This window comes from Promicromonospora panici (genome assembly GCF_900608595.1).
Classification (GTDB): domain Bacteria; phylum Actinomycetota; class Actinomycetes; order Actinomycetales; family Cellulomonadaceae; genus Promicromonospora; species Promicromonospora panici.
This window is the reverse complement of sequence record NZ_UWYY01000012.1, coordinates 65,232-86,256: the sequence shown is the minus strand read 5'-3', so window position 1 is coordinate 86,256 and position 21,025 is coordinate 65,232. Positions and strand designations below refer to the sequence as shown.

The following is a 21,025-nucleotide window of genomic DNA, read 5'->3' as shown; positions in this document are numbered from 1 at the left end:
GGGCGGGATCGTTGCGCCTACCTGCCCGTTCTAGGCGTAACGATCCCGCCCACGACAGAGGGAGTCAGGGGCTTGGAGTAGGTCGTGCGGATGGTGTAGTCCTTCTCCGGACCCGTGACCTGCCAGCGCAGCTCCCACGACAGGTCCGACGACGGCGCGGCGGGCTCCTCCGGGAGCTCAACTCCGCCCTCGTAGAGGTCGCAGCCGCACAGGTGCTCGACGGCGCCCGCGGTCCAGGGGTGGAAGTCGCGACCGTCCTCGAACGTGACGCGCCAGGGGCCGCCCTATGCGGTGCCCGTAAAACCACCGGAGCGCGCCGGACGTATGCGTAAAGATGTACTTATGACCTCCAGCAACGCCACCCTCCAGGGCGCGGACGCCGTCCTCGACCCGGCCAACCCCTTCGCCACGCCGTCGGCCCTCCCGTACGAGCTGCCTGACTTCGCGGCGATCCGCGAGGAGCACTACGAGCCCGCGATCGTCGCGGGCATGGCCACCCATCGCGCCGACGTCGAAGCCATAGCGGCGAACCCGGAGCCGGCCACCGTCGAGAACACGCTGGAGGCGCTGGAGCGCGCGGGGCGGCTCCTGGCCCGGGCGGCGACGACGTTCTACAACCAGCTGCCCTCCGACTCGACGCCCGGTCGGGAGGACATCCAGGAACGGCTGGCGCCGCAGCTCGCCGCCCACCAGGACGCCATCGGTATGGACGCGCGCCTCTACGCGCGCGTGAAGTCTCTGGCCGACGCCGCCGAGGCCGGCACCCTCCAGCTCGAACCCGATACGGCGTACCTGCTGGAGAAGCAGATGACGCAGTTCGAGCGGGCCGGCATCGCGCTGTCCGAGGCCGACCAGGCCACGCTGCGCGACCTCAACTCGCGCATCACGTCGCTGCAGGCGAGCTTCGGCCGCAAGCTCCTGGCCGGCGCCAACGCGGCGAGCGTGCTGGTCACCGACGAGGCCGAGCTCGCGGGGCTCTCTCCGGACGCCAAGGCCGGCGCCAAGGCCGCCGCCGAGGCCCGCGGCCAGGACGGCTGGCTCCTTGAGATGCAGCTCTTCACGCACCAGAACGTGCTCGCCTCCCTGGAGGACGCCGGGGTCCGGGCGCGGGTCCAGGAGGCATCCGCGGCACGCGGCGCCACGGGCGGCGAGAACGACACCCGCGAGATCCTCCTGGAGCTCGCCCGCCTGCGGGCAGAGCACGCGCGGCTGCTCGGCTACGAGCATCACGCCGCCTACATCGCCGCGGACGCGACGGCGGGCACGACGGCCGCCGTCAACGAGATGCTCGCCCGGCTCGCGCCCGCCGCCGTCGCCAACGCGCGGCGCGAGGCGACCGAGCTCGCGAAGGTGAGCGGGGCGACATCGGGCAGCGATAACCAGGGCAGCGTCGCCGCCGCCGACTGGTCCTACCTCAACGAGGCCGTGCGCAAGGAGCGCTTCAACCTGGATGACGCCGCCCTGCGCCCCTACCTGGAGCTGGAGCGCGTCGTGCGCGACGGCGTGTTCAAGGCCGCGAACCTGCTGTTCGGGCTGTCCTTCGCCGAGCGCGCCGATCTGCCCGGCTACCACCCGGACGTCCGGGTGTTCGAGGTGTTCGACGCCCCCGAGCCGGGGGAACCGAACACCGGCCTCGGCCTGTTCCTCGCCGACTGGTACACCCGCGAGTCCAAGCGCGGCGGGGCGTGGATGGACAGCCTCGTCACCCAGAGCCACCTGCTGGGCCAGAAGCCCGTGGTGGTCAACAACCTGAACATCGTCAAGCCCCCGGCCGGCGAGCCGACACTGCTCGCGTGGGACGAGGTCACCACGCTGTTCCACGAGTTCGGGCACGCGCTGCACGGGCTGCTCAGCGATGTGCGCTACCCGTCGCAGTCGGGCACGTCCGTACCCCGCGACTTCGTGGAGTACCCGTCGCAGGTCAACGAGATGTGGTCGTGGGAGCCGGAGATCCTGCGGTCCTTCGCGGTTCACCACCGCACCGGCGAGCCGATGCCGGCCGAGTGGGTGGACACCATGCTCGCCTCCCGCACCTGGGGCGAGGGCTTCGCGACGACGGAGTACCTCGCCGCAGCGCTGCTCGACCAGGCATGGCACCAGCTCGCGCCGTCGGAGGTGCCGACGTCCGTCGAGGAGGTGCTGCCCTTCGAGGCGGCGGCGCTCGCCGCGGCCGGCGTCGACTTCGAGTCCGTGCCGCCGCGGTACCGCACCACCTACTTCAACCACATCTTCGGCGGCGGCTACTCGGCCGGGTACTACTCGTACATCTGGTCGGAGGTGCTCGACGCCGACACCGTCGAGTGGTACGCCGAGAACGGCGGGCTGACGCGCGAGAACGGCGAGGCGTTCCGCCGCAAGCTGCTCGCCCGCGGCGGTTCGCAGGACCCGCTGGCCTCGTTCGAGGACCTGCGGGGCCGGACGGCGGACATCGCGCCGCTGCTCAAGCGCCGCGGCCTGGCCTGACCCCTTTGTTGTGGGCGCGATAGTTGCGATGAAGTGCCCGATCTAGGCGCAACGATCACGCCCACAACGCCAGCGGTTACGGTGGGGCCGTGACTGAGACTGTTCCCACCTCCACGCCCGTGCCCACCGCTGCCGACGAGGTCATCCGGATCTGCCAGGAGCTGATCCGGATCGACACGTCCAACTACGGCACCAACGAGGGCCCGGGGGAACGCGCGGCGGCCGAGTACGTCATGGAGCTGCTGCACGAGGTCGGCCTGGAGCCCGAGCTGTTCGAGTCCAGCCCGGGGCGCGCGTCCGTCGTCGTGCGGCTGGAGGGGCAGGACCGGAGCCGTCCCGCGCTCGTCCTGCACGGGCACCTGGACGTCGTGCCGGCGGCGAAGGACGACTGGAGCGTGGACCCGTTCGGCGCGGAGCTGACCGACGGACTGCTCTGGGGCCGCGGCGCCGTCGACATGAAGGACATGGACGCCATGATCCTGGCCGTCGTGCGGCAGATGGTGCGCGAGGGCCGCAAGCCCGCGCGCGACGTCGTCGTCGCGTTCTTCGCCGACGAGGAGGCCGGCGGCGTGTACGGGGCGCGCTGGGCCGTGGACCACCGCCCCGAGCTGTTCGAGGGCGCCACCGAGGCGATCTCCGAGGTCGGTGGCTACTCGGTCGAGGTGGGCGGCAAGCGCGCCTACCTGCTGCAGACGGCGGAGAAGGGGATCGCCTGGCTGCGCCTGATCGCGGACGGCCGGGCCGGGCACGGCTCGCAGGTCAACGCGGACAACGCCGTGACGGAGCTCGCCGCCGCCGTGGCGCGGATCGGGCAGCACGCCTGGCCGTACACGATCACGCCCACAGTGGACGCGCTGCTGCGCGGCGTCGGCGACCTCACGGGGCTGCCCGTGGACTACGACGACCCGGCCACGATCGACGCGCTGGTCGCCGCCCTCGGCCCGGTCGCGAAGTTCGTGGGCGCGACGGTGCGCAACACGTCCAACCCGACCCAGCTGGACGCCGGCTACAAGGCGAACGTGATCCCCGGGCGGGCCGAGGCGGCGATCGACGTGCGGCTCCTGCCCGGCCAGGAGGAGTCGGGCATGGCGAAGCTGCGCGAGCTCGCCGGCCCGCGGGTGCGGATCGAGCCGATCCACATCGACACGGCGCTCGAGGTGCCGTTCGGCGGCTCGCTCGTGGACGCCATGGTCGCGGCTATCGACGCCGAGGACCCGGGCGCGACGGTGCTGCCGTACACGCTGTCGGGCGGCACGGACAACAAGTCGCTGCACCGGCTCGGGATCACGGGCTACGGCTTCGCGCCGCTGCAGCTGACGAACGACCTCGACTTCGCGGGCATGTTCCACGGCGTCGACGAGCGGGTGCCGACCGACGCCCTGAAGTTCGGCACGCGCGTCCTGGACCGCCTGCTGGCGACCTGCTGAGCGCGGGCGACCCGCTGAGCGCTGGCGACCTGCTGATCCGCCTGGCCGAAGTAGAGCGCCGGCTACCCCGCCAGCTCGGCGAGGAGCGACCGCGTCTCGGGGACGTAGGAGCCGCCGAAGAGGACCGCGTGCACCGCGAGCGGGTAGAGCTGGTGCAGCCGCACCCGGTGCTGCCAGCCCCGGGCGAGCGGGTGGACGTCCTGGTAGCCCGCCAGGATCTCGGCGAGGTGTGGCGCCCCGAACAGCGCGAGCATCGCGAGGTCGGTCTCGCGGTGCCCGCCGTACGCGGCGGGATCGATGAGGACGGCGTCGACGGCGCCTGGCGCCGGGCCGCCCGCGGAATCCGGTGCGGGCGGCCCGCCGTCGACCCACAGCACGTTCCCGGACCAGAGGTCGCCGTGCAGGCGGGCCGGCTCGTCGTCGGCGCTGGGTCCCGCCAGGCGGGGCAGCCGCGCGCAGACGGCGTCGATCAGCCGCGCGTCGTCGTCGCCGAGGACACCGCGCTCCCGGCCCTGGCCGAGCAGCGGACGCAGCCGCGCCTCGGCGTAGAACTCCGGCCAGGAGCGCCACACCCCGCCCGGCATCGGCAGCGGGTCGCGCAGCGGCCCGAACCAGCCCCCGGGTTCGCCGGACCAGCCCCAGGCCGGGCCGGGTCCGGCGCCGAAGGCGGGCGCGCCGGCGTCGTGCAGCGTCGCCAGGGCGCCTCCGAAGGCCCGCGCTGCGGCCGGCGTGGGCGTCACGGGGGAGAGGCGCTCCAGGTCGAGGTGGCCCGGCCCGACGTCGGACACGCCGACGATCCGTGGCCCGCCGTCGACCCGCAGCCAGTCGAGGCCGGCGGCCTCGCGCGCGAAGAACCCGGCCGGCGCGTCCGCGCATGCCTTGCGGAACACGCCGGGCGGCGCGGCGGGCGTCACAGGGTCGAGGAGACCTTGATGATCCTGCGGCGGAGCCAGACCTTGCGTCTGCCGCCGATGTAGAGAAGGGTCCTTGCCAGTTCCCAGCGGCCGTACTCGGCCTCTTCGGTGAGCAGCCGGCGGGCGTCCGGCACGCTGGTGTCCGGGTCGAACGTCACGACGCGGTACTCGTACTGACTGTGCTTGCGGAACAAGGAGCCGTCTCTCGCCATCTGATGCACCGTCCTCGGGTCGCGGGTGAGGTCAGTTTATGCCGTTTTCATTGCGGAGCGATGACAGCAACACGCTCCGTAGCGGCCATTGTGCCCCTACGGGCGATCAACCCGCAGTGATCGACGCCGCGGCGCGGCGAAATGCCACCGGCCGAAGCCAGGTCGCGGTGCGCCACAGCCACTCGATCGGGCCGTAGGCGAAGTACCTGAGCCAGAGGCGGCTCAGGAGCGACTGCGCCACGATCACCGCCACGGACAGCAGTACCACGGGCGCCACACTCGTCATGTAGCCGACGTCGACGACGAGCGGGGTCAGCGCCATGACTATCGCCGCCCCGACGTAGTTGCTGAGCGCCATCCGGCCCAACGGCTCGAAGGCGGCGGCGATCGCCCTGCGGGCGGGCGTGCGCCACAGCAGCGCCAGGCCGGTGGCGTACAGCACGGCCATGACGAGGCCGGCGATCCCGCCCGGCGTCGAGTATCGCGGGTCACCCTGCGTGGTCTGCTGCCACAGCAGGGCGGGGCCCGTCAGCACTGCCGCGACGGCGAACACGACGGCGACGGTCCTGCCGGAGGTCTCCAGTGCCCGGGGCAGGCCGAGGGCGGCGGCACCCGCGCCGAGCAGGACGAGGCCCGGAACGGACGCCACACCCCCGCCCGCGAGCGCGTACACGGCGACAGTGAGCACGACGCCGGCCCAGAGGGTCACCCGCGGCGGGGCGAGCAGGACGACGGGCAGCATCAGCAGCCCCACGATGCCGTACTCCAGGAGGACGTTGCCGGGGTAGGCGAACATCAGAAGGCCGCCGATGACCGTAAGGCTGACCAGACGCCGAACCATTACCAGCCCGGGGCGCGGTGAGCGCGTGCGTGCGCCGTCGAGCACCATCCAGAGGCTCATGCCGAACAGGAAGATGAAGATGGGTACGAACCGGGTCTGGACCGTGAGGTAGAGCGCCTCACGTACCGGGTCGGTGAGTATGGCGCCGCCCTCGACCAGCCGTGCCATGCCGACCTGGGTGATGTCGACCGCGTTGACCAGCAGGATCCCGCAGACGGCGAAGCCACGCAGCGAGTCGATGAACCGCCAGCGCTGTCGCGTCGTGGTCTGTGGGCGGTCGGCGGAGACGGTTGCGCTCATGTGCGCCATCCAATCGATCGTGACCCTGCACGTCATCCACCGCCGGGACCATCTTCGCTGGTCAGATCTGCGGGTATCCCCTGTCCCGATCTCCGGGCCACCCCTGAAGGGCCCGGCGGGAAACCCCGGTACCTCCGCGGTAACGATCCGAATTTGCGATCCCGCTGGCCTGGACCTGGCGCTACAGTTCAAGGCATGACCGTTGAACCGCGTGCCGCGCTCGATCGCCTCATTGCCGCACTTGAGGCCCATCATCACGCGGTCGCCACTCGCCGGAGTGACGACGACCCCGCAGTCGACGACGCCTACGACGTGCTCGCCGACGCCTACGAGGTGTACGAGGACTCCTTGGCCACGGTGTTCGGCGAGGTGACGCCCTTCTACCTGGCCGACGAGATCGACGACGACGACGATGATGACGACGAGGACGAGGACCTCGACGACATCGACTTCGACGACGACCTGGACGACATCGAGGAGAACGCGGACGAGGAGGAGCGGCAGCCCGCGCAGCAGCGCTGAGCAGTCCGCCGGTCAGGCACGGGCAGGGGCACGGTCACCAGCGTTCGGGGTAGCCGATCTCGGGGGCGGAGACGTCGTCGAGAGCGGCGTGCACCTCGTACGGCAGCTCGAGGGTCACGGCCTCCAGCGACGAGCGGAGCTGGGCTGGCGTCCGCGCGCCCACGACCGCCGACGCTATGCCCTCGCGCTCCAGGAGCCACGCGATCGCGACCTCCCCGGCGGTGCGGCCCAGCCCCTCGGCGGCGGTGGCCACGGCCTCGACGACGGCGGACGCCGAACCCTCGAGGTACGGCTGGACGAATCCCGCGAGCGCCCCGGCCGCCCGGGAGTCCGCGGGGATGGCGCGCCGGTACTTGCCGGTCAGCACGCCCCGCCCGAGCGGCGACCAGGCGAACAGCCCGGCGCCGAGGGCCTCGGCCGCGGGGAGCACGTCGCGCTCCACGCCGCGCTGCAGCAGGGAGTACTCGAGCTCGACGGCGGCCAGGCCGACGTCGGGCTCGAGCAGCGTCGCGACGCGTGCGGTGGCCCAGCCCGGGTGGTTGCTCAGCCCCACGTAGCGGGCGCGCCCGCTGGTGACGGCTATCCGCAGTGCGTTGCACGTCTCCTCGAGGGAGGTGTGCGGGTCGGGACAGGCCACGAGGAACAGGTCCACGTGGTCGGTCCCCATGCGCACGAGCGACTCGTCGAGGCTGTCGAGCAGGGCGCCGCGGGAGGCGTCCACCACGCGGCCGGAGCCGCCGTCGGGCCGGGACTCGGAGCGGATGCCGGCCTTGGTGGCGAGCACGAGCTCGTGGCGGGCGACCTTGCCGGACAGCAGGGTGCCGATGACGCGCTCGGCGTCGCCGTCGGCGTAGCTGGCTGCGGTGTCCAGGAGGGTGCCGCCGGCATCGAGGAAGTCCCGCACCTGCTCCGCCGCGTCGATCTCGTCGGTGTCGCGGCCCCATGTCATGGTCCCGAGCCCGAGTTCGGAGACCCGTAGGCCGGACCTGCCTACGCGGCGTCGTTCCATGTTCGGCAGGCTACCTGCGGCTCCCGCGGGTGCGTCCGGAGGCGCGCCGTGGGGTAGTGTCACCGCCCGTGACTGCGTGGGAAGCGATCCTTCTGGGCCTGGTTCAGGGCCTTACCGAGTTCCTGCCGATCTCGTCGTCGGCGCACCTGCGGATCGTCGGTGAGCTGATCGGCTCGAGCGACCCCGGCGCGGCTTTCACCGCGATCACGCAGATCGGTACCGAGGCGGCGGTGATCATCTACTACCGCAAGAAGATCGGGGCGATCCTCGTCGCCTGGTTCAAGGCCCTGACGGGTGCGAACGGCACCGGCTGGCGTGCCCGGGCGGGCCTGGGACCGCGCCCCGGCTCCGTCGACATACGGCACAGCCGCCCAGGCGTCACGGCGAACCACGACGCCGCGATGGGCTGGTACATCATCTTCGGCTCGATCCCGATCGTGCTGCTCGGGCTCCTGTTCCAGGACTACATCGAGACGACGCTGCGCAACCTGTGGATCACCGTCTTCACACTTGCGTTCTTCGGGCTGCTGCTGCTCCTGGCCGACATCTTCGGCCGCCAGGAGCGTGAGCTGACGTCGCTGACGGGGCGCAGCGCCATCACCTTCGGCCTGGCCCAGGCGATGGCGCTGGTGCCGGGTGTGTCGCGGTCCGGCGGCACCATCACCGCGGGCCTGGCGATGGGCTTCACCCGCAAGGCCGCCGCGGACTACTCGTTCCTGCTCGCGCTGCCCGCCGTGCTCGGCTCGGGCTTCTACCAGCTGTTCAAGACCCTGGGTGAGCCGATACCCGCCGGAGCGCCCGGCTGGGGCGCAACGATCATCGCGACGATCGTCGCGTTCGGCGTGGGCTACGCGGTGATCATCGGCTTCCTGAAGATCATCGGGAACTACTCCTACAAGCCGTTCGTGTTCTACCGGTTCGCGCTCGCGGGCTTCGTCGTGTGGCTGCTGATGTCGGGCACGATCGAACCGCACGGCGGCATCGTGTAGAACACACTCTCAGGGCCCTGAACTGGTCCGGGAGTGTCGTGAGCGGCGGTTATCGTTGGTCGCGTGCACGCCTGGCCCACACCCCAAGTCCCGCAGCTTCCCGGCTTTCCCGCCGCCGTCCCGGTGCGGGTCCACGACTCGTCGACCGGCGAGCTCGTCGAGGCGGCGCCGGGGCCGCAGGCCCGGCTGTACGCGTGCGGGATCACGCCGTACGACGCCACCCACATCGGTCACGCGAACACGTACGTCGCGTTCGACCTGCTCGTGCGGGCCTGGCTGGACGCGGGCAAGGACGTCGTCTACGTCTCGAACGTGACCGACGTCGACGACCCGCTGCTGGAGCGCGCGGAGGCGACCGGCGTGGACTGGCGCGAGCTCGCCGCGTCCCAGACCGCTTTGTTCCGCGAGGACATGACGGCGCTCGGCGTCATCCCGCCGCGGACGTGGACCGGCGCCGTCGAATCCGTTCCGGAGGTTGCACAGGCCGTCGCCGCCATGGTCGAGTCCGGGGCCGCCTACCGCGTCCCGCTCGAGCCGGGCGCCGGCGGCCAGACGCCGGACCTGGGCGACGTCTACGCCGACCTCACCGCCGACCCCCGCTTCGGGACGGTCGCGCGCCTCGACCGTGAGCAGGCCCTGGCGACCTTCGCCGAGCGCGGCGGGGATCCCGCCCGCCCGGGCAAGAAGGACGCGCTGGACCCGCTGCTGTGGCGCCGCGAGCGCCCGGGCGAGCCCGCGTGGGACGGTGGCCCCCTCGGCAGCGGCCGGCCGGGCTGGCACGTCGAGTGCGCGGTCATCGCCCGCGACGGGCTCGGCCTGGCGGCGGGGGAGCGGTTCGATGTGCAGGGTGGCGGCTCCGACCTGCTGTTCCCGCACCACGAGATGTCGACGTCGCACCTGCGCGTGCTGTGTCCGACGCCGGCCGGCGACGAGCCGGCCGGGGCCCGCACGCACGTGCACGCCGGCCTGGTCGGCTACGAGGGCGAGAAGATGAGCAAGTCGCTCGGGAACCTGGTCCTCGTCTCGAGCCTGCGCGAGGCCGGCCACGACCCGATGGCGATCCGGCTGGCCCTCCTGGCGCAGCACTACCGCACCGAGTGGGATTGGGACGAGAAGTCGCTGCCGGCTGCCGAGGCGCGGCTCGCGCGGTGGCGCGACGCGGTCTCGGGCAATGGCGGGCCGTCCGCCGACGTGACCCTGGCCGCCGTCCGCGCGGCGCTCGCGAACGACCTCGACGCACCGGCCGCGCTGGCCGCCGTCGACGCCTGGGCCGAGGAGTCCCTGGACCCCTCGCGGGACACCTCCGCCGACGAGGAAGGCGCTCCCGGCGTCCTGGCTCGCCTGATGAATGCCCTGCTCGGAGTACGTATCTGACCGTGGGGACGCCCGGCTGGCGCCCCGCCCGAGTCAGGTAGACCAGCACCACGAGACGGGCCCGCGGGGTTAGTTTTGACCCCTGCTTCCGTTTGCATTTAACCCGGGGCAGGATGGGGAGCATGACGGAGTACGAGGAAGACTTCACGGGTGAGACCCGGGTCACCGTCACGACGACGCCCCGGTGCAGCACGCGCTATCGCGTCGTTCGCAACGGACCGGGCTACGCACCGGTCTACGACCGCGTCGAGGACGCCGCACGGTGCCTCGAGACATGGGTCGGCTTCCACGGTCCGGACGCCGGAGTACGGATCGAGCCGATCTCCACCAGCGCGTGAGCCCCACGCCGAATCGGACGGTGAAGGCCTGAACCCCTCGGGGTTCAGGCCTTCACTTTTCTCCGGGCTGGGCGCCGGCCATCGTCGGCTGCTCCAATGAACCCATGGACGCAACTGAGCTCCGTGCCCGCCAGGCACCGCTGAAGGAGCAGTACCGCACGGACCCCCGCGCGGCGGTGACGCCGCTGCGCGCCTCGGGGACGTTCGCCGACGCCGGGGTGACGGTTACCGTCGCGACCTGGGCGGGCCCGGTGCGCGCGGGCCTGCACCGGACTACGGGCGGCGACGGGTCCGACGCCTGCAGTGCCGACATGCTCGTGGAGGCCGTCCTCGCGTGCACGGGCGTCACACTGCGCAGCGTGGCCACGGTCATGGGGATCACGATCCGCTCGGCGACCCTCACGGGAACGAGCTCGTTCGACGCCCGGGGCACGCTCGGTCTCGACCGGGACGTCCTGGTCGGGGTCGGTGAGGTCACGATCGAGGCAGACCTCGACACCGACGCCGACGACGCGGCGCTGCAGCGGCTCGGTGCCCTCACCGAGCGCTACTGCGTCGTCGGCCAGAGCCTGCGCGTGCCGCCCGTGATCATCGTGCGGCGCGCCGCCTGAGGTCCGGCCACCAGAGACCTAGGCGGTCAGAGCTTTTCCGGGCCGCTGTCCTTGCCACCGCTGTCCCGGCGGCGCAGGTAGCGCTCGAACTCCCGCGCGATGGCGTCGCCCGACGCCTCGGGCAGCTCGGCGGTGTCCTTCGCCTCCTCGAGCTGGGCGACGTACTCGGAGATCTCCGAGTCCTCGGACGCCAGCTCGTCCACGCCGTGCTGCCAGGCGGCAGCGTCGTCGGGCAGCTCGCCCATCGGGACGGACTCGCCCAGGATCTCCTCGACGCGCGTGAGGATCGCAAGCGTCGCCTTGGGCGACGGCGGGTTGGCCACGTAGTGCGGCACGGCCGCCCACAGGCTGACCGACTGCAGGTTGCGCTGGGCCGCCTCGTGCTGCAGCACCCCTACGATCCCGGTCGGGCCCTGGTAGGTGTTGGCCTCGATGTCGAGCACGGACTGCAGACCCACGCTGTCCGACGTCGCGGTCATCGGGATGGGCCGCGTGTGCGGCACGTCCGCCAGGAGGGCGCCGAGCGTGATCACGGTCCGGACGCCCATCTCGTCGGCCACCTTGAGCAGCTCCTCGCAGTACTTGCGCCAGCGCATGGACGGCTCGACGCCGTGCACCAGCACCACCTTGCGCTCGCCGACCTGGGCCACCGACACGGACGTCGTGGGCCACGTGATGGATCGCTTGCCGTCGTCGTCCAACGAGATGTACGGCCGGTTGACCTGGAAGTCGTGGAACTCCTCGGGATCGAGCTCGGTCACTTTCTCGGCGCCCCACACCTCGGCCAGGTGCGTCAGCGCTGTCGTTGCAGCACTCCCCGCGTCGTTCCAACCTTCGAAGGCAGCGAGGAGCACGGTCTGGCGAGGCGAGGCCTGCTCCGGCTGCTCGTGATGCGCGTCGGTCATCCCCCCAGCCTAGGGTGTGGCGCGCTCGGCGTGGTCAGGGGCACGGCCGCGTTCGCGGACGGGCGAATCGGGGCAGCCGAGGGAACACGAGCCGAGGACGCGCCGCCGAGGCGGGCGCCGCACGCCGGCCCGCGGCCCCGGCTCCTGGGCGGTCCCCCGGCTCCACCGAACCCTGTTGTCTGAGGCGAGCCGCCCGGGTTTGTGACGAGGAGCGGGTGAAATTCGGGTCGTGTCGAAGCGTGTCCCGGACTCCCGCCGGCGTTCCCTCTCGTTCAGGTGTCCGCCGCCGTGGCGGACGAGCACACCGACAACGAGATGAGCGAGCTGCCACCCGGGAAGGACGAACCGTTCGACCTGTTCCGCGACGACCACCTGGCCGCCGTCGAGCGGGCGGCAGGAACGCTGTACCTCGACTGCCTCGCGGACGAGGGATACCCGCAGGAACGAGCGCTCGCCCAGGGAGCCGAGCCGACGTTCGCCGCGCTCGACGAGCCGCCGCTGCAGCCGACGACGGTCGCGGAGGCACGTCGCCACGGGCTCGGCGGCCCGGTGCCGGCCCAGTCCGCCAAGATCGTTCGGACCGACCCCGCCTTTCAGCGCGTAGCGGAATCCTGCCTCGGCACGGCCGGGGACCGGCTCGGTGGGGCGGCCGAGGTCAGCGAGGTGCGCGACCGCTACGGCCGGCTCGGCAACGAGCTCGTCAAGGCGCGCGGTGAGGCCGTCCAGCAGCTGGTCGGCCGGAGCACCGGCGCCTTCGCCGGCTGCCTGGCCGAGCACGGCTTCCGCCTGCCCGACGGCGAGACCTTCGACCCGTCCGCCACCGCCGACCTGTTCGGTGTGCCGCTCGGAGCGAACGAGCCGCCCCGCCGCGCCGACCCGCCCCGGGTGCGTGAGCTGCCGGCCGACGCCGAGCTGGTGCCCGGCACGCGCGAGCAGGACTACGTGCCGACCGATCGGGAGCGCAGGTACGCCGTGGCGCTCGTGACCTGCCTCCGCAGCACCGGGCTGCTCACCCAGGTGGAGGACGAGCTTCCGGCCCTCCAGCAGCAGATCGTCCAGGAGCACGCCGCGGAGCTCGCCGACCTCAACCCCCGGCTGCAGGCGCTCGCGGACCGGGCCCGAGCCGTGCTGGCACCGCGGAGCTAGACCCCGTCAGAACACCGGCACCCCGGCCCGCAGCGCGCCCCGGACCTGCACCTCGACACCCCTCCAGGTGCCGGTCCACAGGGTGTAGCCGGGGTTCATCATGCGCTGGTCGATGGCGTGGTCGAGGCCTAGCGCGCGGGCGATGCTCTCGCCGTCGTCCAGGTGCCAGGGCTGCAGACACACGCGTTCGGGCGTGACGGTCAGTACTTCGATCCAGTCCGCGCGAACGTGACGCAGCAGATCGATGACATCGCCGAGACGTTCGGTGACCGACTGCGACGCAATGGGATTCACGAGACTCTCCGGTACACGGGTCGGGCAAGGGTCGACTGGCTCGAGACCACTGTGCGTCGGGGGTACGGGACGTGCCATCGGCAGCGCGCGGGACGTTTCGGTGATAGATACGTCCCTGGGGGGTATTCACGATGAGGAATCAACGACTGGTCGCAGCGATGAGCCAGGCCGGGCTGAGCCAGGTGCGGCTCGCTGCTGCCGTGGGCGTGGACCCGAAGACCGTGGAGCGTTGGGTGGCCCAGGGCCGCACGCCGCACCCGCGCCACCGGGTGGCGGTGTCCGACGCCTTGGGCTGCGATGTCGCGGCGCTGTGGGGCGACGTGGACCGGGCGGAGGCCGCGGCGCAGGAGATCGTCGGGGTGTACCCGGCCCGCCGGGCCGTGCCGTCCGGGACCTGGCGCGCGTTCCTCGCCGGCGTGGAGCAGCGGTTCGAGCTGCACGCGTTCGCCGCGACGTTCCTGCCCGACCAGACGCTCGACCTGACCACCGAGATCGTCACAATGGCGGCGCGCGGTGTCCAGGTGCGCCTGCTGCTCGGCGACCCGGACGGCGCGGCCGTGGCGGTGCGCACCCAGGAGGAGGGCGGCACGGGCCTCGCCGGGCGGATCGCGCTGGTCCTGGCCTACCTGGCGCCCGCGCTCGGCACGCCCGGCGTCGAGGTGCGGCTGCACGACAGCACCCTGTACGCGACCACGTTCCGCTTCGACGACGACCTGCTCGTCAACACCCACGTCTGGGGCTCGCCCGCGGGGGCCAACCCGCTGCTGCACCTCAAGGACGGCCCGGAGGCGTCGATGGCGCCCGCCTACCAGGCAGGGTTCGAGCGGGTCTGGAGCGCAGCGAAACCACTGGAGGCATGGCCTCGGACGGAGGACTCGGGCAGGGTGGCGTGATGGCCCGGTTCGACTATTTCGACGACCCGGCCGCGCCACCCGTGAACTCGGTGGTTCCCTCTGTCACGGTGGCGGTGCAGGACGACGTCGGGCGCCTGCTGCTCATCCATCGCACCGACAACAACCTCTGGGCGCTTCCGGGCGGCGGCATCGACCCGGGCGAGACCGTGCGCCAGGCCGGCGTCCGGGAGACCGAGGAGGAGACCGGGTATCGCGTGCGGATCACGGGCCTCGTCGGGATCTACACCGATCCGCGGCACGTGATCGTGTACTCGGACGGCGAGGTCCGGGCACAGTTCTCCATCTGCATGCGGGGGACGGTGACCGGCGGGTCCGCGCGGACCTCGGGGGAGTCCAGCGAGGTCGTGTGGCAGCCGGTCGACCGGCTCGGCGACTTGGACATCCACCCCTCGATGCGGCTGCGTATCGAGCATGCGGTGGACCCGACGCGGATGCAGCCCTACCTCACCTGAACCCGTTGGACCCCGATCTGAACCCCCAGGACCTCACCCGAGCGACCGCTCGAGCCGTCGCTCGATGCCCGACACGATCCGTCGCAGCCCCGGCTCCGCGTGCTGCATGCTGCGCGAGACCAGGTGGTCCGGCGGGTAGCGGTCGTAGATGCGCTCGAACCGTTCGTCCACGGTGACCGCCTCGCCCCGGGCGGACGTGGTCATGTCGCAGTAGGTGAGCAGGTCCAGCAGCTCGCCCGGCGGCGTGGGGAACTCGCGCCGCAGAGCCACGTCCAGGCCTCGTTCGGCGGCTTCGACCGTGGCCGCCGTGTGGTGGGCGACGAGGCCGGTCAGTTCGCCGGAGGCGCCGAGCGTACGCAGGTAACGGGCGCCGTCGAGCTGGTGCAGGCCGGTGTCGCACGCGGCCGCGGCGTAGCCGATGTCGTGCAGGTACGCCGCGGAAACGAGCAGCTCCGGCTGGCCCAGCACCCGCGCGACGTGCTCGGCCCGCCGTCCCACGCCGATCGAGTGGGCGAGACGGTCAGCGCCGGGCTCGAAGAGCTCGGTGAGCAGTGCCTGTGCACCCGCGGGGCCGAGCTCCCGCGGGGTGGTTCCGTGCATCGGTTCACCGTAGAGCGGTCTGCCGCGCGCGGCGCGACGGGCGACAACGGACGTGGTCAGGGAAGGCGTGCGGGTCTGCATCAGTAGCCCTCCGTCGTCAGAGCTCCGGGTGTCCGTTGACGAGCCAGTCCCGGACCATTGCCGTCACGCGGTGATGGCCGGCCAGAGCCGCCTCGCGCGTCGCGTGCAGCTCCGCGAACTGCTCGGTGCAGTCGAGCCGGTCGTCCTCGGACAGGGTGCCGTCCGGGTCGAGGCGCTCGACGAAGACCATCGTCTCGTAGATCAGCGGCGTGTGACGGTGGTCGTCGTCGAGCGGGGCGGTCGTATCGATCCCGGTCCAGACCGTGGACACGTGGTAGAACCCGATGTGGTCGCGGGCGACGTGAGCGCTGCCGGCCCCGCGGCGCAGCACGGACCACTGGTCCTGCGTGATCGGGTTGCCGTCGAGGTCGTAGTACATCCGCTGCGAGAGTCGCTCGAAGAAATCGGGTCCGAACACGGTCTGCTTCCCTTCGGTCGATGCCGGGAGTCGTCGGCCGGGGCCGCCGATCGAGGGTCAGCATCGCCCAGGACGCCGCGGAGCGCGCGGCAGGGCTGTGGGTTGCGGTGCTCGTGAGAAGCAGTGTCGCGGGGCGCGGCCAGAACTAACGCGAGAGCTCCGGGTAGACGTCGACGTCGAACTTCAGGTAGGTCGGCGAACCGTTGGTGATCCCGACGCACTCCGGGTTCCCGGCGGGGGTGTGCCCGAGGCGCCAGATCTCGTCGAGGACCGCGTCGTCGGACGCGCGGTCACTGCCGCCGTCGGCGTACTTCCGGAGGATCTTCTGGGCCTCGGCCCGGTCCGCTGCCTGGAGCTCGACACGCATCTTCGGCATGCCGCCACGGTAGGTTCGGCGGAATGCCGTCGCACAGGATTTTCCGCCCGTGCGGGCATGGAGGTCGACGTGGCCCGCCCGAGATAACCGCATATGTCTGATTGCTCCGTCACGAATCACACTGTGCGCCGCGCGGGACACCCGTGGTTCGGGTGAGTATGAACCAATGCTCAACCTGCGAAATCACCGGGTCCTGCTGTCTGCCGCCGGGGCGCTCGTCGTCGCCGGCGCCGGCAGCGGTATCGCCTGGTCCCAGGCCGACCGCGCCAGCGAGCCCGCTGACGTGCTGCTCGACGCCGTGGAGCACAGCGAGTCGACGATGCGTGACTACATCGACGAGATCAGCGCCCGGTTCGACGAGATCGAGGCCACCTCCGACGCCGAGGAGCAGGAGGAGCTCGCCACGGCGCTCATGGCGGACGTGCCCGACCTCGCCGAAGACGCGCGGGCCGAAGTCCTGACCGCCAAGGAGGACGCCAAGGCCGTCACGCTGCCCGACGGCGGCCGGCTCGACCTGGCGCGCGACGCCTACGTGGCGCACATGGACGCGTGGATCGCGGAGTACGACCAGGCGATGGTCGCACCGGCCGGCGTCGTCGAGATCGAGCCCCGGGTCAACGGGACGTTCGACAAGGCGGTAGCCGCGTTCGGCCGGACCGAGCTGGACGCCGGCCAGGAAGCGCGCGTGGACGAGCTCCTCGCGGACTGAGCCAGGCCTTCGCCGGCCGTTACCAGTTGTACAACGTCGGCACCTACGATGTGCCGGTGCCCCGTGACTCATCCGCCGTCCTGCCCGCCGCCGTCCTGTTCGACATGGACGGCACCCTCGTCGACACCGAGCCCTACTGGATGCGCGCCGAGCGGGAGATCGTCGAGGCGCACGGCGCGACCTGGACGCACGAGGACGCGCTGGGCGCCGTGGGGCAGGCGCTCGTCACGACCGGCACCATGCTGCGCGACGCCGGCGTCCCGCTCGAACCCGCCGAGATCGTGGCCTGGCTCGTGGCCCGCGTGAACGAGCAGCTGCGCGAGACCGTGCCGTGGCGCCCCGGGGTGCTGGAGCTCCTCGACGACCTGCGCGCCGCACAGGTCCCGTGCGCGATGGTCACCATGTCCTACCGCAGCCAGGCCGAGGTGGTGGCCGGTGGCGCCCCCGCGGGTACCTTCGCCCACCTTGTCACCGGCGACGAGGTCGCGCACGGCAAGCCGCACCCGGAGCCGTACCTGGTGGCCGCGGACCTGCTCGGGGTACGACCCGAGGACTGCGTGGCCATCGAGGACTCCGGCCCAGGCATCACGTCCGCGCTCGCCTCGGGTGCGCGCACCCTCGGTGTGCCCGCGGAAGTGCCCGTACCGCCGCGTCCGGGGCTCAGCCGAGCGGCGTCGCTCAAGCAGATCGACCTCGAGGTGCTCGGACGGATCGTGTCGGGCGAGGTCGTGGACCTGCTCGGCTGAGCCTTCAGCCCTTGGCAGCCCGCATCGCGGTTGTCGCCGCGGGCCGCCGTCGGCCAAGCCGGCTCAGCCGGTGATGCCCAGCCGCAGCGCTACCGCGCCCTCCGGGATCTCCGGCGGTGTGCCGCCGAACTCCGGGCAGATCGCCTGATGCGCGCACCAGCCGCACAGCTTGGACTTGCGAGGCCTCCACTCGCCGGTCCGGGCCGCCTCCTCGATGCCCGACCAGATGGCGCGGATCTTCTGCTCCGTGTGCTCCAGGTGCTCGGTGGTCGGCTCGCCCCGCAGTACCTGGCCGTCGCCCAGGTACACGAGCTGGAGCATCTTGGGCAGCACCCCGCGCTCCCGCCACAGCACCAGCCCGTAGAACCGCATCTGGAACACCGCCGAGGACTCGTACCCCGGGCGCGGCGACTTGCCCGTCTTGTAGTCGACCACCCGCACCGCACCGGTCGGTGCGATGTCCAGCCGGTCCACGATGCCGCGCAGCAGCGGGCCGCCGTCGAGCTGTGACTCCACCAGAAGCTCGCGCTCGGCCGGCTCCAGCCGGTTCGGGTCCTCCAGCGTGAAGTACGTACCCAGCAGCGAGCCCGCCCCCGCCAGCCACCCCTCGCGGTCCTGCCCGTCCGGGCCGACCCCGTCGGTGAACAGCGACGTGTACCGCTCGTCAGCCTCCAGCAGCCGGTCCCACTCGCCGGGCAGCAGGTCGTGCGCGGCTGCCAGGGTTCGCTCGCCCAGCGGGGCGTCGTACAGCCGCTCCAGCACCGCATGCACCAGCGTGCCGCGCGCCGCCGCCGCGGACGGCGGCTCGGGCAGCCGGTCCACCGTGCGGAACCGGAACAGCAACGGGCACTGCATGAAGTCGTTGGCGCGCGACGGCGACAGGGCGGGCGGCCGCGAGGGCGCACGCAGGGCCGACACCGCATCGTCGGCAGCCTCCGCCGCCACGTCCAGCACCGGCTCCTGGGTAACCTCCGTCGTCGTCATGACCCCAACCCTAGGGGCGGCCACCGACATCCCCCGGGAGTTGTCCACAGCGCGCCGTGTCTCCCCGGCCGACAGGCCGGATAGGTTGGTCCAGTGACCACATCGGAGCCCGCCTCCACGCCCGCAGCCCCCGTCCCGCAGCGCTCGAAGGGGTTCGTCGTCGGCCGCGTCGCCGGCGCGCCAGTGATCATCACGCGGTCCTGGTTCCTCGCTGCCGTCGTCCTGACCGTCCTGTTCGTGCCCAACGTCCAGTCGGTCGCACCGGGGCTCGGGGCGGGCGCCTACCTCGTGGCGTTCGTGTTCGTGCTGCTCCTGTTCGGCTCGGTGTTCCTGCACGAGACGGCGCACGCGCTCGTCGCGAGGGCACGCGGCCAGAACGTGACCGAGCTCGCCGTCACGCTCTGGGGCGGCCACACCGCCTACACCGGCGGCCTGGGCCGGCCGCTCGACGGCTTCCTCGTCGCCGTCGTCGGTCCCCTGACGAACCTGGCGCTCGCGGCAGGTTTCTGGTTCGCGTACATCGCCGCGCCGGTGCAGAACGTTCCCACGCTCCTGCTGTACGCGGGCGCCGTGTCCAACGCGTTCGTCGGCGCGTTCAACCTGCTGCCGGGCCTGCCCCTGGACGGCGGCCAGATCCTCGAGTCCCTGGTCTGGGCCGTCACGGGCAAGCGCACGACGGGCACGATCGCGGCCGGCTGGGTGGGCCGCGTCGTCGCCGTCGGCGTGCTGGTCTGGGCCTTGGCGGTGCCGTTCGTACAGGGCACGACCCCGAGCCTGACCACCGTCCTGTGGTCGGCGCTGATCGGCGCCTTCCTCTGGGCGGGTGCCGGCGCAGCGATCACCAACGGGCTGCGCCGCGAGGCGATCGCCGGGCTGTCCGCCGCCGCGCTCGCGAGGCCCGCGCTGCTGGTGCCGGTCGGCTCCACGGTCGCGGAGGCGCTGAGCGCGCGGGCGACTGCGGTCGCGAGCGGCGCGTCGTCGTCGGACTACGTCGTCGTGGTGGGACACGACCAGGTCCCCGTGGCCGTGCTCGACGGGGATGCTGTCGCGGCCGTGCCCCCGACGGCCCAAAACGTGACCCAGGTCGACGCCGTGGCGGTGCCGTTCGTCCCCGGATCCGGCGTCCACCCCGGCATGTCGGGCACCGACCTGCTCAACCACCTGGCTCAACGGTCGGGCGGCGCCCGGCTCGTCCCGGTGGTCGACGGCGGCCGGGTCACGGGCGTGCTCGACCTCGCCGACGTCGCGCGCGCGGTCCGCGCCACCTGACCTCCGGCGCCCGGCCCGGCGCACGCGAGCCCGGGGGCCAGCACCTAGACTGGTCGGTCGTGACCACACCCACCGATACCCCTACCGCCACCGGCGCCGAACTGCGCCGCGGCCCGTTCCGCGTGGGCGACAAGGTCCAGCTGACCGACCCCAAGGGTCGCCTGCACACCATCACGCTGCAGCCCGGCGGGACCTTCCACACGCACAAGGGCTACTTCAAGCACGAGCAGATCATCGGGCAGCCCGAGGGATCCGTGGTGGTCAACACCGCGGAGATCGAGTACCTCGCCCTGCGCCCGCTGCTGGCCGACTACGTCCTGTCAATGCCCCGCGGCGCCGCCGTCGTGTACCCCAAGGACGCCGCGCAGATCGTCGCCATGGCCGACATCTACCCGGGTGCCCGCGTGGTCGAGGCCGGCGTCGGTTCCGGAGCGCTGACGATGTCCCTGCTGCGCGCCGTCGGCGACGCGGGCCACGTGCACTCGATCGAGCGGCGCGAGGACTTCGCGGCCATCGCGCAGGGCAACGTGGAGACCTTCTTCGGCGGGCCCCACCCGGCGTGGCAGCTCTCGGTCGGCGACCTCGCCGACGTCCTGCCCGAGGTGGCCGAGCCGGGCACCGTCGACCGGGTGGTCCTGGACATGCTCGCGCCGTGGGAGAACGTCGACGCAGTCGCCTCGGCGCTCGCCCCCGGCGGGGTCCTCGTCTGCTATGTGGCCACCACGACACAACTTTCGCGCACAGCGGAAGATCTGCGTGCGGACGGCCGGTTCACCGAGCCGGCGGCCTTCGAGACGATGATCCGCGGGTGGCATCTCGAGGGTCTGGCCGTGCGTCCCGAGCACCGGATGATCGGCCACACGGGTTTCCTCATCATCGCCCGGCGGATGGCCGACGGGGTCATCGCACCCGAGCGGAAACGGCGTCCTGCCAAGGGTGCGTACCCCGTGACGCCCGAATCGGAGTGGACGCCGGAGGAGCTGGGGGAGCGCGCCATATCGGACAAGAAGGTCCGCAAGGTACGTCGTGACCTTGGCGTTGCGCCCGAGGATCCGAACATCCCGCCCGCGTGAACGGGCTGTAACGATCGGGTACCCCGGACGTCTCAAACGGGTGTTCTTACTCCCGGTG

General features: G+C 71.9%; 24 protein-coding genes and 1 pseudogene. 14 read left to right on the top strand and 11 right to left on the bottom strand.

Annotation, left to right across the window (positions count from 1 at the left end; genetic code table 11):
- Positions 1–17: 17 nt before the first annotated feature.
- Positions 18–266: pseudogene (locus EW117_RS30800) on the bottom strand (DUF6314 family protein); the annotation flags it as partial.
- A 76-nt stretch (positions 267–342) separates the two neighbouring features.
- Between EW117_RS30800 and EW117_RS15300 the strand changes: the two are divergent.
- Both EW117_RS15300 and EW117_RS15295 read left to right on the top strand, forming a co-directional pair.
- Positions 343–2,463, top strand: a complete 2,121-nt coding sequence (locus tag EW117_RS15300) for a M3 family metallopeptidase (protein WP_129787577.1) — start codon at positions 343–345, stop codon at positions 2,461–2,463.
- An 89-nt stretch (positions 2,464–2,552) separates the two neighbouring features.
- Complete coding sequence (locus EW117_RS15295) at positions 2,553–3,890, top strand: M20/M25/M40 family metallo-hydrolase (protein WP_242504314.1); 1,338 nt, start codon at positions 2,553–2,555, stop codon at positions 3,888–3,890.
- Positions 3,891–3,952: 62 nt separating this feature from the next.
- Here EW117_RS15295 and EW117_RS15290 read toward each other — a convergent pair whose 3' ends face one another.
- The 3 genes from EW117_RS15290 to EW117_RS15280 all read right to left on the bottom strand — a co-directional run bounded on the left by EW117_RS15290 (position 3,953) and on the right by EW117_RS15280 (position 6,157).
- On the bottom strand, positions 3,953–4,804 hold the full coding sequence (locus tag EW117_RS15290; RefSeq protein WP_242504313.1) for a fructosamine kinase family protein: 852 nt from the start codon (positions 4,802–4,804) through the stop codon (positions 3,953–3,955).
- The gene (locus EW117_RS15285) at positions 4,801–5,016 is read right to left on the bottom strand and encodes a DUF5703 family protein (protein ID WP_129787576.1); all 216 of its coding nucleotides are present in this window, start codon (positions 5,014–5,016) and stop codon (positions 4,801–4,803) included. Before EW117_RS15285 ends, EW117_RS15290 begins: the two co-directional genes overlap by 4 nt.
- A gap of 106 nt (positions 5,017–5,122) precedes the next feature.
- Positions 5,123–6,157 carry a DUF418 domain-containing protein gene (locus tag EW117_RS15280; protein ID WP_165362705.1) on the bottom strand — a complete coding sequence of 345 codons (1,035 nt, stop codon included), beginning with the start codon at positions 6,155–6,157 and terminating at the stop codon, positions 5,123–5,125.
- A 195-nt stretch (positions 6,158–6,352) separates the two neighbouring features.
- Here EW117_RS15280 and EW117_RS15275 point away from each other — a divergent pair, with 195 nt between their 5' ends.
- Complete coding sequence (locus EW117_RS15275) at positions 6,353–6,679, top strand: primosomal protein (RefSeq protein WP_129787574.1); 327 nt, start codon at positions 6,353–6,355, stop codon at positions 6,677–6,679.
- A 34-nt stretch (positions 6,680–6,713) separates the two neighbouring features.
- Here the strand turns inward: EW117_RS15275 and EW117_RS15270 are convergent, their stop codons facing one another.
- Positions 6,714–7,688, bottom strand: coding sequence for an aldo/keto reductase (locus EW117_RS15270; protein ID WP_129787573.1), 975 nt, complete (start codon positions 7,686–7,688; stop codon positions 6,714–6,716).
- Positions 7,689–7,756: 68 nt separating this feature from the next.
- Here EW117_RS15270 and EW117_RS15265 point away from each other — a divergent pair, with 68 nt between their 5' ends.
- The 4 genes from EW117_RS15265 to EW117_RS15250 all read left to right on the top strand — a co-directional run bounded on the left by EW117_RS15265 (position 7,757) and on the right by EW117_RS15250 (position 11,000).
- Positions 7,757–8,677, top strand: coding sequence for an undecaprenyl-diphosphate phosphatase (locus tag EW117_RS15265; RefSeq protein ID WP_129787572.1), 921 nt, complete (start codon positions 7,757–7,759; stop codon positions 8,675–8,677).
- Positions 8,678–8,740: 63 nt separating this feature from the next.
- Positions 8,741–10,051 carry a cysteine--1-D-myo-inosityl 2-amino-2-deoxy-alpha-D-glucopyranoside ligase gene (mshC, locus tag EW117_RS15260; RefSeq protein ID WP_129787571.1) on the top strand — a complete coding sequence of 437 codons (1,311 nt, stop codon included), beginning with the start codon at positions 8,741–8,743 and terminating at the stop codon, positions 10,049–10,051.
- Positions 10,052–10,173: 122 nt separating this feature from the next.
- Complete coding sequence (locus tag EW117_RS15255) at positions 10,174–10,389, top strand: hypothetical protein (protein WP_129787570.1); 216 nt, start codon at positions 10,174–10,176, stop codon at positions 10,387–10,389.
- A 104-nt stretch (positions 10,390–10,493) separates the two neighbouring features.
- Positions 10,494–11,000, top strand: coding sequence for an OsmC family protein (locus EW117_RS15250; RefSeq protein WP_129787569.1), 507 nt, complete (start codon positions 10,494–10,496; stop codon positions 10,998–11,000).
- Positions 11,001–11,026: 26 nt separating this feature from the next.
- On the opposite strand, the gene EW117_RS15245 is transcribed toward EW117_RS15250, so the two are convergent.
- Positions 11,027–11,905, bottom strand: coding sequence for a PAC2 family protein (locus tag EW117_RS15245; RefSeq protein ID WP_129787568.1), 879 nt, complete (start codon positions 11,903–11,905; stop codon positions 11,027–11,029).
- Between the two features lie 276 nt (positions 11,906–12,181).
- Between EW117_RS15245 and EW117_RS15240 the strand changes: the two genes are divergently transcribed.
- A complete protein-coding gene (locus EW117_RS15240) occupies positions 12,182–13,051 on the top strand; it encodes a hypothetical protein (RefSeq protein WP_129787567.1) in 870 nt (289 codons plus the stop codon).
- A gap of 6 nt (positions 13,052–13,057) precedes the next feature.
- Here the strand turns inward: EW117_RS15240 and EW117_RS15235 are convergent, their stop codons facing one another.
- A complete protein-coding gene (locus tag EW117_RS15235) occupies positions 13,058–13,345 on the bottom strand; it encodes a hypothetical protein (protein ID WP_129787566.1) in 288 nt (95 codons plus the stop codon).
- Between the two features lie 131 nt (positions 13,346–13,476).
- Between EW117_RS15235 and EW117_RS15230 the strand changes: the two genes are divergently transcribed.
- On the top strand, positions 13,477–14,238 hold the full coding sequence (locus EW117_RS15230) for a helix-turn-helix domain-containing protein (protein WP_129787565.1): 762 nt from the start codon (positions 13,477–13,479) through the stop codon (positions 14,236–14,238).
- Positions 14,238–14,711: an NUDIX hydrolase gene (locus tag EW117_RS15225; protein WP_129787564.1), complete on the top strand. Its 474-nt coding sequence runs from the start codon at positions 14,238–14,240 to the stop codon at positions 14,709–14,711. Before EW117_RS15230 ends, EW117_RS15225 begins: the two co-directional genes overlap by 1 nt.
- A gap of 33 nt (positions 14,712–14,744) precedes the next feature.
- Here the strand turns inward: EW117_RS15225 and EW117_RS15220 are convergent, their stop codons facing one another.
- From EW117_RS15220 to EW117_RS15210, 3 genes are all read right to left on the bottom strand, one after another.
- Positions 14,745–15,311: an HD domain-containing protein gene (locus tag EW117_RS15220; protein WP_129787563.1), complete on the bottom strand. Its 567-nt coding sequence runs from the start codon at positions 15,309–15,311 to the stop codon at positions 14,745–14,747.
- Positions 15,312–15,408: 97 nt separating this feature from the next.
- Positions 15,409–15,810, bottom strand: coding sequence for a hypothetical protein (locus tag EW117_RS15215; RefSeq protein WP_129787562.1), 402 nt, complete (start codon positions 15,808–15,810; stop codon positions 15,409–15,411).
- A gap of 145 nt (positions 15,811–15,955) precedes the next feature.
- The gene (locus EW117_RS15210) at positions 15,956–16,186 is read right to left on the bottom strand and encodes a hypothetical protein (RefSeq protein WP_129787561.1); all 231 of its coding nucleotides are present in this window, start codon (positions 16,184–16,186) and stop codon (positions 15,956–15,958) included.
- A 166-nt stretch (positions 16,187–16,352) separates the two neighbouring features.
- On the opposite strand from EW117_RS15210, the gene EW117_RS15205 reads away from it, so the two are divergent.
- Together EW117_RS15205 and EW117_RS15200 are read left to right on the top strand one after the other, a co-directional pair.
- Positions 16,353–16,895 carry a hypothetical protein gene (locus tag EW117_RS15205; protein WP_129787560.1) on the top strand — a complete coding sequence of 181 codons (543 nt, stop codon included), beginning with the start codon at positions 16,353–16,355 and terminating at the stop codon, positions 16,893–16,895.
- Between the two features lie 56 nt (positions 16,896–16,951).
- Complete coding sequence (locus tag EW117_RS15200; protein ID WP_242504311.1) at positions 16,952–17,641, top strand: HAD family hydrolase; 690 nt, start codon at positions 16,952–16,954, stop codon at positions 17,639–17,641.
- 63 nt (positions 17,642–17,704) lie between these two features.
- Here EW117_RS15200 and EW117_RS15195 read toward each other — a convergent pair whose 3' ends face one another.
- The gene (locus EW117_RS15195; RefSeq protein WP_129787558.1) at positions 17,705–18,625 is read right to left on the bottom strand and encodes a RecB family exonuclease; all 921 of its coding nucleotides are present in this window, start codon (positions 18,623–18,625) and stop codon (positions 17,705–17,707) included.
- A gap of 93 nt (positions 18,626–18,718) precedes the next feature.
- Between EW117_RS15195 and EW117_RS15190 the strand changes: the two genes are divergently transcribed.
- The gene (locus EW117_RS15190) at positions 18,719–19,894 is read left to right on the top strand and encodes a site-2 protease family protein (protein WP_129787557.1); all 1,176 of its coding nucleotides are present in this window, start codon (positions 18,719–18,721) and stop codon (positions 19,892–19,894) included.
- 59 nt (positions 19,895–19,953) lie between these two features.
- Positions 19,954–20,967, top strand: a complete 1,014-nt coding sequence (locus tag EW117_RS15185) for a tRNA (adenine-N1)-methyltransferase (protein ID WP_129787556.1) — start codon at positions 19,954–19,956, stop codon at positions 20,965–20,967.
- The last annotated feature ends 58 nt before the right edge of the window (positions 20,968–21,025 follow it).

Bases quoted from the DNA above. Each gene is read 5' to 3' on its own strand.
- EW117_RS15300 (WP_129787577.1), top strand. From the start codon at position 343: ATGACCTCCAGCAACGCCACCCTCCAGGGCGCGGACGCCGTCCTCGAC.
- EW117_RS15285 (WP_129787576.1), bottom strand. From the start codon at position 5,016: ATGGCGAGAGACGGCTCCTTGTTCCGCAAGCACAGTCAGTACGAGTAC.
- EW117_RS15280 (WP_165362705.1), bottom strand. From the start codon at position 6,157: ATGAGCGCAACCGTCTCCGCCGACCGCCCACAGACCACGACGCGACAG.
- EW117_RS15275 (WP_129787574.1), top strand. From the start codon at position 6,353: ATGACCGTTGAACCGCGTGCCGCGCTCGATCGCCTCATTGCCGCACTT.
- EW117_RS15270 (WP_129787573.1), bottom strand. From the start codon at position 7,688: ATGGAACGACGCCGCGTAGGCAGGTCCGGCCTACGGGTCTCCGAACTC.
- EW117_RS15255 (WP_129787570.1), top strand. From the start codon at position 10,174: ATGACGGAGTACGAGGAAGACTTCACGGGTGAGACCCGGGTCACCGTC.
- EW117_RS15250 (WP_129787569.1), top strand. From the start codon at position 10,494: ATGGACGCAACTGAGCTCCGTGCCCGCCAGGCACCGCTGAAGGAGCAG.
- EW117_RS15245 (WP_129787568.1), bottom strand. From the start codon at position 11,905: ATGACCGACGCGCATCACGAGCAGCCGGAGCAGGCCTCGCCTCGCCAG.
- EW117_RS15230 (WP_129787565.1), top strand. From the start codon at position 13,477: ATGAGGAATCAACGACTGGTCGCAGCGATGAGCCAGGCCGGGCTGAGC.
- EW117_RS15225 (WP_129787564.1), top strand. From the start codon at position 14,238: ATGGCCCGGTTCGACTATTTCGACGACCCGGCCGCGCCACCCGTGAAC.
- EW117_RS15220 (WP_129787563.1), bottom strand. From the start codon at position 15,311: ATGCACGGAACCACCCCGCGGGAGCTCGGCCCCGCGGGTGCACAGGCA.
- EW117_RS15210 (WP_129787561.1), bottom strand. From the start codon at position 16,186: ATGCCGAAGATGCGTGTCGAGCTCCAGGCAGCGGACCGGGCCGAGGCC.
- EW117_RS15205 (WP_129787560.1), top strand. From the start codon at position 16,353: ATGCTCAACCTGCGAAATCACCGGGTCCTGCTGTCTGCCGCCGGGGCG.
- EW117_RS15195 (WP_129787558.1), bottom strand. From the start codon at position 18,625: ATGACGACGACGGAGGTTACCCAGGAGCCGGTGCTGGACGTGGCGGCG.